This window comes from Shewanella woodyi ATCC 51908 (assembly GCF_000019525.1).
Lineage (GTDB): Bacteria > Pseudomonadota > Gammaproteobacteria > Enterobacterales > Shewanellaceae > Shewanella > Shewanella woodyi.
Genome location: NC_010506.1, coordinates 2,856,314 through 2,869,017 on the forward strand (window position 1 = coordinate 2,856,314; position 12,704 = coordinate 2,869,017).

At 43.0% G+C, this 12,704-nt stretch carries 10 protein-coding genes; 5 read left to right on the forward strand and 5 right to left on the reverse strand.

The features are described 5' to 3' along the window. Nucleotides 1-92 precede the first annotated feature (92 nt). Nucleotides 93-1,538: a D-alanyl-D-alanine carboxypeptidase/D-alanyl-D-alanine endopeptidase gene (gene dacB / locus SWOO_RS11910; protein ID WP_012324945.1), complete on the reverse strand. Its 1,446-nt coding sequence runs from the start codon at nt 1,536-1,538 to the stop codon at nt 93-95. 112 nt (nt 1,539-1,650) lie between these two features. Then, on the reverse strand, nt 1,651-1,821 hold the full coding sequence (locus tag SWOO_RS25960; protein WP_012324946.1) for a hypothetical protein: 171 nt from the start codon (nt 1,819-1,821) through the stop codon (nt 1,651-1,653). Between the two features lie 237 nt (nt 1,822-2,058). On the opposite strand from SWOO_RS25960, the gene SWOO_RS11915 reads away from it, so the two are divergent. Beyond that, nucleotides 2,059-2,391 (forward strand): DUF1904 family protein, encoded by a 333-nt coding sequence (locus tag SWOO_RS11915; RefSeq protein WP_012324947.1) that lies wholly within the window; start codon nt 2,059-2,061, stop codon nt 2,389-2,391. A gap of 10 nt (nt 2,392-2,401) precedes the next feature. Continuing rightward, on the forward strand, nt 2,402-3,715 hold the full coding sequence (pssA, locus tag SWOO_RS11920; protein WP_012324948.1) for a CDP-diacylglycerol--serine O-phosphatidyltransferase: 1,314 nt from the start codon (nt 2,402-2,404) through the stop codon (nt 3,713-3,715). Between the two features lie 502 nt (nt 3,716-4,217). Here the strand turns inward: pssA and emrD are convergent. Then, nucleotides 4,218-5,444, reverse strand: coding sequence for a multidrug efflux MFS transporter EmrD (gene emrD / locus SWOO_RS11930; protein WP_012324950.1), 1,227 nt, complete (start codon nt 5,442-5,444; stop codon nt 4,218-4,220). Nucleotides 5,445-5,851: 407 nt separating this feature from the next. On the opposite strand from emrD, the gene SWOO_RS11935 reads away from it, so the two are divergent. The 3 genes from SWOO_RS11935 to SWOO_RS11950 all read left to right on the forward strand — a co-directional run bounded on the left by SWOO_RS11935 (nt 5,852) and on the right by SWOO_RS11950 (nt 9,489). Further along, nucleotides 5,852-6,601: a tRNA-uridine aminocarboxypropyltransferase gene (locus SWOO_RS11935; protein WP_012324951.1), complete on the forward strand. Its 750-nt coding sequence runs from the start codon at nt 5,852-5,854 to the stop codon at nt 6,599-6,601. Nucleotides 6,602-7,119: 518 nt separating this feature from the next. Then, nucleotides 7,120-9,132: a hybrid sensor histidine kinase/response regulator gene (locus SWOO_RS11945; protein WP_012324953.1), complete on the forward strand. Its 2,013-nt coding sequence runs from the start codon at nt 7,120-7,122 to the stop codon at nt 9,130-9,132. A gap of 114 nt (nt 9,133-9,246) precedes the next feature. Further along, nucleotides 9,247-9,489, forward strand: a complete 243-nt coding sequence (locus tag SWOO_RS11950) for a hypothetical protein (RefSeq protein WP_012324954.1) — start codon at nt 9,247-9,249, stop codon at nt 9,487-9,489. 445 nt (nt 9,490-9,934) lie between these two features. On the opposite strand, the gene SWOO_RS11955 is transcribed toward SWOO_RS11950, so the two are convergent. Then, nucleotides 9,935-11,911 carry a 2Fe-2S iron-sulfur cluster-binding protein gene (locus SWOO_RS11955; RefSeq protein WP_012324955.1) on the reverse strand — a complete coding sequence of 659 codons (1,977 nt, stop codon included), beginning with the start codon at nt 11,909-11,911 and terminating at the stop codon, nt 9,935-9,937. Next, nucleotides 11,908-12,648, reverse strand: a complete 741-nt coding sequence (locus SWOO_RS11960) for a hypothetical protein (RefSeq protein WP_012324956.1) — start codon at nt 12,646-12,648, stop codon at nt 11,908-11,910. Before SWOO_RS11960 ends, SWOO_RS11955 begins: the two co-directional genes overlap by 4 nt. Nucleotides 12,649-12,704 lie beyond the last annotated feature (56 nt).

Consider the following 12,704-nt stretch of genomic DNA (forward strand, 5'->3'; position numbering starts at 1 on the left):
CTGCTGACATCACCTCTATTGCTATCTATCCGTAGGCAATAGACATAAATGTTCCAGACATAAAGGCGAACCTAGGTTCGCCTTTATGTATATTAGTGGGAAAGGGAGCTGGTTACCTTACTCGGTTCATAATCCAGCAGAGTTTGTAAAAATAGGGCACTGAAGGGGGCGATTTGCTCCTTCTTCTCTAGCGGACTCTGACCATTTTCTAATACCACAAATAAAGTATCATCGAAGTAGGGCTTCTTAATAAACCCCGCCAAATTATCCACCCCCTGCATAGAGCCAGTTTTGGCGTAAACATAATTCACTAAAGGTTTTCGGTTAAAATATGACTTGTATTGCAAGGTGCCACTAACTCCTGACAAAGGTAAGGAGTCAAGTAAGCCCATAAAACGTTTATCTGTGTATATAAGTCCTAATACTTGGCTTAACTGCTTAGCGCTAAGCAGGTTGTAACGAGATAAACCTGAACCATCAACAATTTGCGCATGGGTAAGGTCTACACCTGCTTGGGTCAGGATCTCACGCATAGCTCGGCTGCCATTTTTAAAACTGCCTGCACTCTTATAGTATGACTGCCCGATCTGTTTTAACAGACTATCAGCTATTAGGTTGTCTGATTTCAGTAACATGGTTTCAAGCAGCTGAGGAAGCGTTTGAGAGCTGTGTTTAGCGATGATGTTTGCATAATTTGGACTCACATTGCTGAGTTTTACACTCCCTGTGAGTTTGATTTTACTACTGGCAATAATCTGCTTTAGGGTATCGCTTGCAAAGAGGGCTGGATCTGATATCGCTACAGCCAGTTTGATGTTTTTGCTACCAGGGTAGCAACCACTGAGCTGAAACTGATTATTGGCCAAGCGTTTCAGTTCAAGATCGCAAAAAGTCTCCTGCTTATTTTTGTCAAAAATGGCTGAATTATAAAATTTAACTGGCAGGTAACTGGCAAAGCTGAGTTGGCTCTTGTTACTGGCAAGCATAGGCTTAAGTTGACCATGAACGCAGTTTTGATTGATCACAAACTGAGACACTGGCGCAGCAAAACAGATCCCTAAATCATCCCATACCCAACCAGGGGCTTGAAGCTGTTCATTACTGTCACCCACTAGGTACAGATCGCCGTTAATTTTACTGACACCAAGATCTTCAAGTTGTTTGAATAGACCGCGAAGATCTTGGGTGGTCAATGTAGGGTCGCCACTGAATGTGAGGAAAAGATCGCCAGTGACTTTCCCATCCCTGATTGGGTAGCGAGAGTAGAGCTCTGTGTTAAATGTAAAGTCATCACCAAGTTGCGCAGTAGCAGCAACTGCAGTGAGTAATTTTTGTGTACTGGCGGGTAACAGTAAAGTATCGGCATTTTCCTCAAATACCACCTGATCTGTCACTAGATTCTTGGCATAAAGCGCAGTGTGTGAGTGGGGCGGTTTAATCAGGCTTAGTAAATTACTGAAATACCCCTCAGCTAATGTGGGGGATGAGATAAAACAGGTGAGCAGGGCTGCTCGCGTAAGGTGTCGAATAACGCACATAATTGACTAACTCAGAATGCATGGCTCATTTGGACTGCTATTCTGGCACAAAGTCTTAAGGTTTAAAAAGCACAGCCCCTAGTTTTATCTCCATATAGATAATATAGAGAAGTTAATCGTTTGAGTTATCTTTCTCCATCAGTCGGTAGAGACGTAAAGTGACAAAGCTAACCAAGCCAATAAACAGTGGGAGAATAAATAAGCCTAGTTCTGCTTTAAAATGGAAAATCCCCCAAGCTGCGAGAAGGGTAATAGCGAGTGTCATTAAGATTTTTAAGTTCATAGCGGTTATTTACCCCATTAAGAGGCGTTCAAAACAGACAATAATGCCAGTTTATCTGATGCCACTCTTCATTGCCGTGATAATGCTCAAAAGCAGATGTTTTTATTAACCTGGTTATTTATTGCTCGAAAATAGTACGAAAGTTAAGATGTTAGGGCTGGTTATGGTAGAAAAAACTTGCTGTAATGGCTTTAAATCGGTAATTTCTACCCCTTATGATTCATTAAAAGGATCGACATGCCTCATATTCGTCTACGCGGGCTGCCTGAAGCAGCGGTCATTGACCTAAGTCGCACCTTACTCCATGACCTCGCTAAGATCTGCAATGTGAACCAACAAGCGTTCACATTAGACTGGGTTTCGAGTGTCAGTTATCGTGACGGCATGAGGGAGCTGAGTACAACACAAGTTGAAGTACTCTGGTTTCCCAAAGATCCAAACACTCACCAAATGGTTGAAAGTGCTATCCGTGAAGCGATAAAGATCGTTTATCCGGAACTACAAAATCTGTCTGTGATCTTTATTGCATTAGACCCCAGCACTTACTTCCGTAATGGCGAGCATTTTTAAGGAGATGGCCTTGCTGGATAAGCTTGGTGGAATACCGCTACAACCTGAGTCAATAAGATGGTTGTTAACCCCTAAATGCCTAAAGGCTGAGTTGCTGACATCGATAGCTAAAGCCAAACAGGCTATCTATATTTCAGCACTCTATTTAGAAGATGATGAAGCGGGGCGTGAGATTTTATCCGCCTTGATGAAAGCAAAAGCTGAAAACCCGGCATTAGATGTTAAAGTCTTAGTCGATTTTCATCGCGCTCGTCGTGGACTCATTGGTCACAAAGGTGACAGTGGAAACTACCTTATGTACCGTAAGGTGATTGCTGAAGCCGAACACCCAATCGAGATCTTAGGCGTGCCAGTGAAGTCTCGTGAATTTATGGGCGTACTACACCTAAAAGGCTTTGTTATCGATGACACTGTTATCTACAGTGGTGCTAGCCTAAATAATATCTACCTACATCAGAATGAAAAATACCGTTTTGATCGTTACCATGTTATCGAGTCAGCAGAGCTTGCGCGCTCTATGCGTCAGATGGTGCAAACATACTTGGTCGAAGATGTGGCTGTTTGTTCATTGACTCAGAAAAAAGACTGCGAGCAGCTTCCTGATAAAATCGATATCCGTAGCCTTAAGACTCGTTTGAGTAAAGCGCATTACGAGTTTGAACAGACGCGTATCGGCAACCGTATCACCCCTGTTGTGGGGCTTGGACGTAAGAAAAACAAGCTTAATAAGTTAGTTGTCGATCTCGTGGCACAATCTAAAGAGTCTCTGTTTATCTGTACTCCCTATTTTAATCCACCCTATATCTTAGCCAGAGCACTTGCGAAACACCTTCGTGATGGTAAGCGTATTGATATCGTTGTCGGAGATAAAACCGCTAACGACTTCTATATTCCCCCTGAGGAAGATTTCTCGACCATTGGGGCTTTGCCCTATATGTATGAGCAATCACTGCGTAAATTTGCTAAGAGACAGCAGTGGGCGATTGAAAATGGCCAACTGAATATTCATCTGTGGAAAGATGGGATCAACAGCTATCACCTCAAAGGGATGAGTGCTGACAGCAGGCGTCATCTGCTCACCGGCAGTAACTTAAACCCGAGAGCTTGGTCGTTAGATCTTGAAAACGGTTTACTGCTTCATGATGAAACTGGCTGTTGGCAGGAGCAGTTTGAGACTGAACAGAGTCATATTCTGCAGCACACAGATCGTCTATATCACTATAGTCAGATTGATACTTTAAATAGTTATCCAGCACCTGTACGTAAAATAATGACGCGTATTCGCCGTTTAAAAGCGGACTTCCTGTTAAGACGAATTCTCTAGTCTGCTTGGTATCAATTCCAAGTCAATTATTGAAAAAATGCGAGGATTATCCTCGCTTTTTTATGTCTGGAACATTTATAGATTTTTATTTTTTAAAGAGTTGCCCATGGATGGTTAGCGATAATCGTTATGTATATCTCTTGATGTTAATCGTAGTGCAGAGACAAAAGCTATCCACCACAGAGGGTGAGCATAACGGTAGTTATAAGCTCGCGAACGAGAGATACGAGGTCGAACTGGCACTTAGAAAGGGATATCGTTACAGAGATCACGGAGAAAAGCCAAAAGAGTGGATCCCGGAACAAGTCCGGGATGACGGCAGTGGCAAATGCTCCATTTTGCATGTGTTTGCTCTTTCTTTTACCGTCAGTGAAGCGTTCCCGTAGCCATAGGCTATTCAGTGAGCGAAGCGTGCTGTAGTCGCTCGCGAGGTTCACCTCTGCTTTTCCTCGCAGTAAGCTTGCGAACGCTCTCGCAGGGCAAAGCCCGTCCTTCTTCGCTTTTATAACACTGCAACATCGGTTTTATCCAGATCCGTGCCGGACTTGGCAGCGTTTAATGCCAGTACAACCAAGACCACCATGACAGCGCACAGAGCGCCGACACTGAACTGTCCGTGCATGGGGACCAAAGACATCATTAGCGCGGCAATGCCCGCACCAAAGTTCTGTAAGCCACCAAGTAGCGCACCAGCAACACCAGCATGCCTTGGGAAAGGTTCCAATGCGGCAGAGGTTAATACTGGAAACAGGATCCCCGCACCAGTAAAAAAGAGAACAGAGCCAACAAGTAGGCTCCAACCTATTACTAGGTTTGATAACCCAGGGATCAACAAAAATAGTGCACCAGCGCCAAGTAGGGCAACACTGTGATACATGCCTTTACTATTGTCACTTAACTTACCCGCATAATAAGCACCAGCAAGGTAACCAGGAATAGGCGCGACAAAGTAGCAGCTTACCCAAAATGGCGAGAGTTGCAGCACTTGGCCATAGAGTACTCCAGCAACAGCTTCAAAGGCTGCAATGCCTGCAAAGGTGGCAACCAGGCACACAAGGTAGTTTTTAAATTTCCTGTTAGCCAATACAAAGCGATAAGAGTGTGTAACAGGTTCAGGCTTGCGCTGATCAGCAGGAAGGGATTCTTTAAACCTTGTGATGATCAATAGCAGTACAAAAAGACCAAATAGCGCTAAAAAGCTATATACCGACTGCCAGCCAAAATAGTGGGTCATTAAGCTGCCTGCAAACGGGGCAATAAGCGGTGAAAACACCACGGCCATAGACACAAAGCTGTTGAATTTGACCAGTGGCTCACCAAAGTAGTGATCCCTTGGAATACTGCGACATAGCGCACCAGCACTCGCTGTACCCGCGCCCTGCAAGAGCGTAGCGGCGATTAAAAGCTGATAACTGTTTGCAATACTCGCAATAAACGCACCTATAACAAAGAGCGTGATCCCAAATATTAGTACAGGCTTACGTCCAAGTCTGTCTGACGCTGGGCCATAGATAAACTGTAATAAGCCATAAGAGAGTAGGTAACATGCCATAATTGCTTGCAGCTGACCCGCGTCAATGCTGAAGCTGTTTGCAATGTCGGGCAATGCAGGTACAAAGATGGTTTGAGCCATCTGTCCGCATGCCACTATGATAACGATTAGAAATATGAGTGAAGAGAAGCCTTGGTGTTGTGCGCTAAGGTTCGACTTCTTCTGTAAGTCGCTCATGTCGTCTCCGAAACTATAAAATATGAGGTTATGTAAGAAGCGCGCATCATACTCATATAAATTGCAATTACAAATTTTAAGCTGCTTATTTAAATGAAATTATTGTCTATCTTTTGATAAGTTTTTTAAGGGTGTAAACAGCGTAAATCTATACTTACGATATGTATTGTAGATGTTGAGTTATAATCTAGGTGGTAACATATTTTTTTGACGAAGATCTCATGTTTCATTACCTTGAGCGACAAATTTAATCAATGGCTCAATTTCAGTTTATTTTGATATTTTTTGATGCCGTGAGTTACATATCCCCTAAAGCAAGCTTTACCCCAACTCAACATGCCTGTTAAAATCGATAAATTAACGCTATCAAATATTTTAATGGCAAAGTAGCTACAGAAGTAAATAGTATGAGTGTCGAACTACACGCAATCCACAAACTTTATCAATATCGAAAAGCTATATCCTCTAGACCCTATGGTGCACGTGGGAAAAATCTTGTTCGATGTGAACTTTGTTTACTAGCAAAAGTGTATTGCACTTGTGAATCTCGTCGACAGCTAGTTTCAAATAACGCCTTTTTATTGATAATGTACGATGATGAAGTATTAAAGCCGAGTAATAGTGGAAGGCTTATTGCGGATCTCATCCCAGATACTCACGCCTACATTTGGTCACGCACCTATGCTAATCGTAAAATGATGGCTCTGATTGAAGATCCCAATTATCAGCCTTTTATCATCTTTCCTGGCGAATACGCGAATGAAGAGCAGCAGGTACTCTCTAAGGTCGAGCCGTCAAGTTTGCCAAGGGGCAAGAAACCCCTGTTTATTTTACTCGATGGTAGCTGGCGAGAAGCAATAAGGATGTTTCGTAAGAGCCCCTATCTACATCACCTTCCAATGCTCTCCTTTACTCCAGATACAGTTGCCAAGTATGGATTACGTAAAGGTAGCCGTGACTTTCAGCTCGGTACCGCAGAGGTGGCTGCTCTTGCACTAGGGGCTGCTGGAGAGCCTGATAATGCGGCATCTTTAAATAGATGGTTCGAACTTTTTATCGAATCATCTATCTTTAGCCGTAGTCGTAAAAGTACGCACGATTTGACTCCGTTAACTAAGTTAAGAGAAGCTTTTTTGACCTCGCTTGACAGTGAGTAAGAGGGCACTTTTTGATACTTAACCCCTGTTGTTAGAGGTAATTAGTTACCTAGTCAGTTTATGCCTCCAACTACTGAAGGGGGTTAAGTACTGCTTTTTCTAAGTTAGTGCTCAGCAGTCAACAGAGGCACTCCTAAATTTTTGCAATTGATCTATTCATTGATTTTTTGATTAGAACAATGACGCCCCACCACAAAACTGCTCTTTTACCTCACCGAGTCCCATTAAAAGATAGAGCAAACCTACTATTTAGGTTAATTGCCAAGCCCAACATCATGCTGAAAATGATAGGAAAAGGTTGTTAAAAATTCTACAGGGTGAGGTAATTTTGCTCAATGAAGCGGTCACTTGTGTAAATTCGGCTGATAAAGAAGCGATAGCAGGGCTAAGCCATAGACTTAAGGGAATTTGCTGTTACCTTGTGATACAAATTGAGACTATTTTTTGCTATCCAGATAGCAAGTTTGAACTTATGTTAATTGTTCAGGTTTTACAAAATCAAATTGTGGTTGTTCTAGATGAAGTTTAAGCCTTACTCTATTTGTTATCTTATCGTCGGTCTGACGGTTACCTTTTGTATCGATTGGTTGTTTTGGAGCCACTCTCAAAGAGAGTTCGCTGAGTTCCATGATGAAAAGTCAGCAGCATCGGCCATGTCTGCCCATGATATGTTGATGCAGCACAAGATCATAACCAGATCAATTCACTCCTTCTTCAGTGCTTCTATGCTGGTCACTAAAAAGGAGTTTACCGAATTTACTCATGAACTCCTTAAGATAAAGTCTGCGATTGCATTTACTATCGGGGAGGATAACAAGCTGGCTTTTATATCCAATCCTGAGTTTGAGGATGAGATTAAACAAGGCAGGTTTACTGTTAACGGTAAGGATGAGTTAACCTTTGAGCTGGCTGGGTACTCCTCTTTTCTGATGCCGATCGACCAGGCCAAGCAACGTTATATGGTGTACATCATATCCCACGGGCAAGTATTGGAGAGGCTAAATAGTGAGGAGGATATCTGCATCGCTTTTATGGTTACAGGTAAACTACTTAGTAACCATTATTGCCAAATGCAGCTTTCAGATATCCAACGAACACTGTTTTATTATCAAAGTGAGGAGCAATATCATGGCTCGGAGTTCGGCGGCGAAGATTTCACCTTAACAACCTGGTATTCAGCTCCAATAGATGAGATCAACGAGATACTGTTGATCATTTTTCTCTTTTCCGTGACTGGAGTTGGCTTTTCAATTCTTTTGTATCTTAAAGTAGAGCAGCGAAATATGCTCTATAAGATGAGAATCGAGACAGATTCGAAAGTGGCCGTATTATCAGCGATAAATCACGAGATCCGTACGCCCATCAACGCAGTGTTGGGTTATAGCCATATGCTTAAAAACGCTGACTGCTGTGCTCCTCAAGGTGATATGACGATCAATAAGATTATCTGGTCGGCGAACTTATTACATAGTGTCGCTGAAAACACGCTAAATTTTAGTAAGGCAAGTGCAGACAAGTTAATGTTAGAAAACCAAGCAACAGATCTAGCACAGTTTATTAATAATATTAAAGAGTACTATATTGCATTTAGTGAGACTGGAGATAAAAAGCTTAATCTCTTCATTGATAAGCCACTTCCACCAAGCATCGCTATTGACAGTACCAAGCTTTATCAGTTGATCACTAACATCATCAACAACGCGTTTAAATACAGCACTGGTAAGCAAGTTAACTGCCACATTGCGCTTAAACGCTACCAAAACTCTCCCTTTTTAAGAGTGGCTATTAGGGATTTTGGTAAAGGGATGTCTAAAGCCTCAATGGAAGCGCTATCTCGACCTTTTACAGCTGGTTTCCCTAACAGTGCAGCACAACAGTCCGGCATTGGAATTGGCCTCTACACCTGTAAGCAGGTGATTGAGAAAGTCGGAGGAAAAATTGCCATACGTAGTCGTAAAGGGCAGGGAACCTTAGTGATAATTCGCTTTCCTTTCGAGTATATGAGTTCGGATATAAAAGCCTCGATGCTCGATGGTGTCATTGGGGGTAAAGCAGCGAAAGCAGACCAAGTGCCTGCCTTAGCCAACCTTACTTCTTCAAGTATGGGGGAGAGGGCACAGGAGCTAGAACGTAGCAGTGCTCTTTATCAACTAAAGCCTATATTACTGGTTGATGACAACCTGTTCAATTTAGAGGTGTGTAGGTCTATGTTGGAGAAGCAGGGTTTCAGTGTGACAACTCGCCGTGATGCTGCATCGACTATCGAGCATATCAAGAATACAACGCCAGAAATTGTCTTGATGGATTATCGCCTCGAAGAGACTAATGGTTTAGCGCTTATTGATGAACTGATGGAGCTGCAAACTGATGGGGCTACTCAAGAGAGGATAAAAACAACTCACTACTTTATTCTTTCAGCGAACGAGAAATCAGAGATCCCTTTCAGTGAAGAGTATCCCGATGTGTTCTTTATGCAAAAGCCTCTAAATATTGATGTGTTTATTCAGCAATTGGATAAGATTTATGCTTGATTGATAGACTAGCACCGATAAAGCTTTGCGTATTGATAAAGCTTTCCCTATATTGAATAGATAGCAGGTCATTTTTTTATCAATACTGATCTGCTTGTTTCAAAGGAACACGCCATGATAGCACTGATTAAATATCATCAAAAAGCAGTTGTGTTAGCCATAGTGTTAACCTTAGTATTCGGTATGATTTTGGCTATTGTATCTTCAGCTTCTTATCTCCAGGCCAACAATCAATTTGTTGTCTCTACAGCAAGTCAACAGCTCACTTTCAACCGCTATCAAGCGGGATTTGTTTGTCGAGAACGAGGTTGGGAGTTCTGCACTGGTTGGTCATACTCCACCAGCCGCCTGGCATAAAACATCTCCCTGTCTAACTCCGTGGTAAAACCTCTTTTGATCTTCACCGTTAAACCCAAGACAAAAACTATCCACCACAGAGGGTGATCATAGCGGTAGTTATAAGCTCGCGAACGAGAGATACGAGGTCGAACTGGCACTTAGATAGGGATATCGTTACAGAGATCTCAGAGAAAATCAAAATATAGAGAAAAGAATGGATCCCGGAACAAGCCCGGCATGACGGCAGTGGGAATAATTCGTTTGTAGTGGCTCTAGCTCTTAACCTAGCTTCTAGCAGTGAGCCTGCGAACGTCCTAGCAGGACAGAGTCCGACCTTCTCAGCTTCTGACCGTGAGCGGAGCGCTCCTGTAGCCAGAGGCTATTCCGTTAGCGTAGCGTTCTGTAGTCGTTTTACCACGTTCGCCTTAGCTCTTAACCTCGCAGGGCAAAGCCCGACCTTCTTTTAAACAAATGAGTCAAATGCGATCGCGCTCTCTTTTACCCCACGGGCTTTGAGTTGTTCAATAGTGGTTGTCATCATTGATGCTGGGCCGCAGAGGTAAAACTCAACATTAGCCAGTCCATCAGCTTGTTTGGATATCTCATCTAATTGAGCCGCTAATCTGTCTTGAACATAGCCTTGTGTAGGTGCCGAATTATCTCTTGATTGGTCAGCACCATCATGGTTTGTAATACTGCTGCTGGCAGGTTCACTGCCATTGAATAAACGAGTGGGTCTTGATAATACTGGGTAATAGAAAAAGTGTGTATGCTCAAGGGCCAGTGCCGTGAACCTCTGCTGATAGATAAGATCTGCTTCATTACGCGCGCCAAAGAAGAGATGAATAGGGCGGGTACTTTTAAGCTTAACAATCTGCTCCTCAATTAATGATTTTAATGGCGCCATACCAGAGCCTGCACCTATCATCACCATGCTTCTTTCGCTTATTGGCTGAGCCGAGAACTCCTCAAATGGTCCTGCGGCTTCAACCCTGTCTCCAGGCTGTAAATTACAGATGTAGTGGGAGCCAACACCTGGATTAATAACCTGTGAGGTCGCAAATTTTGGTGCCTGCTGTAGTTTAATGGTGAAATGCAGCTCTTTTTCAGCGTTAGGCAAAGCGTTATCGCTGTTTGCCAGTGAATAGTTACGACTGCAGGAGTCATGGGTAAATTGATGACTCTCTATCTCTTTCCAATGTGCGCTCAAAGACTCTGGTAGCGCTACTGGTAAGCTGTGACTGCTAGCTGCAGGAATAAAGAAGCGCATAAAGGCGCCAGCTTTAAACGTGATAGGTTTACCTGAAACGGTTTTAAATCTGAGCTCTTTGATAAAAGGGCTGATAAACTCACTGCTAATCAGCTCTAGCTGATGCTTTTCGGCTTGTGTGATATAAAGCAGACTTAAGCTGTCAATCTCATCACTTGTGTGCTGACAAGCCAGCCGATAACCTAAAGCCAGCTCATCTTGAGTAAATTGCTGATTGTCACAAGCGGTAACTTTAGCCTCGGGTTTGAGTTTTACTCGGCAACGTCCACAACTTCCACCACCGCCACAACTTGAAGGCAGTGCGATATTCTGGTGTATCAAACCGTCGAGCAAGTTTTCATGGGCAGGAATTGAAACATGGCGTAATTGCTGGCCGTCAATGTCGATGACCTGAATCGTGTTGTTCTGCTTTTTGATTAAACACTTTGGCAGTAACTGGGTTAGCGAATATTGCCCATTTAGCCCCAGTTCTATGGTCCAGATAAAACCTGTAAAAGCGAAAAACAGGGTGAAGATGGCAAATACAATAATCTGCACATTATTAAAACTGCCCTCATTAGCGTAATCCATAAAGTGGAGCATAAAGGCGATATCGACGATACGCTTATCATCATTACTGTGGCCGATTATGCGGCCAGAGCCCGCATCGATATAGACGCTGGTATTTATCTCATCATCAAAATTGACACGCCAGAGGGTGTTCTTCTCTTTTAATCTGTCATCAAACGGAGGTGATACCTGAGTGGTTGAGGTGATGATGCCGGGGCCGTTATAGGAGTTAACGGCCAATGCTTTTGCCATCGTTTTATCAATAAATACCTGTTTTCCCGTTATAGCATCCACCAATGAATAGTGGTTGATAAAGTAGGGATAGAGCGCTTTATCATGGGTTAGCAAATAGTAAGGTTTATCAAGAAGCGACACTTGCGATAAGGATACAGCAGGCTTAAAGCTGTTTAATAGTGTTGCAGGCTCTATCTGGGCTGGCTTCTCTGTGCCACCTGCGATCACGGCTGCCGATTTGGCTAAATATTGCGTACCACGTGCCTTTTGACTGTCCATCAGGTTGAAGTAGAGCCCTGTGCCAATCCAGAGGAGAAGCTGAATACCAACCAATAATGATAACCACTTGTGCAGGAACTTTATCTTCCCCATTACACTGCTATTCATGAACTCACTCCCTCGTTGTGACTTGAGGAGACTTGAGCCGTCGGTTTTACTGTGTCATTTTTAAAAACTTGGTAATAGGTGAGTATCAATCCGAATAAACTAGCAAGTAGGGCAAAGCAGACAAACCAAAATAGTAACCAGTTACTGGGATCTTCCTCCTCATAATCCATCACATGCAGGCTAAACATTAGATCAAAAGTACGCCAAAACTCGTGGCGTTTTGTCACGACTTTGCCACTAAGTGCAGAGATATAGAGTGAAGGGCTGCCAAAATCATCATAATTAACACGCCACGCAGGAAGATGACGACCACTTAACTCAAAAGGAGGATTTTCTGTGATAAGTTCAATGAGCGCGATATTGCCCATGCCTGTATATTCATGTTGTGCAATCGCTAGTGCCGACTCTTTAGGTAGCGGAGAGAGCATGGCTCCCGTGCTAGCATTTAACATATGTAGTTGATCGCCTTGTTTGAAACGATAAACCGGTTTATCGATTAACATGCCGAGCTCAAGCTGCTCAGCTTTTGGATAGGCTTGGGTTAACTGGGCTAAGGAGTAATGAACATCGTCAGGAGCGATTTTTGTTTGATGGTTATGAACAAGGGTATCGCCATGGATATAGTCAATATCAATGATCACCATATAAGCACCAGATACCGTCCAGATCACGAATTGAACACCGAGAAAGAGCATCAAGTATCGATGATATTTACGACTTATTTTTAATAAGTTCATTATTATTCCTGTAGCTTGTTCTTTGTTGAGCGTTTTTTTGTAACATCTTTACGATG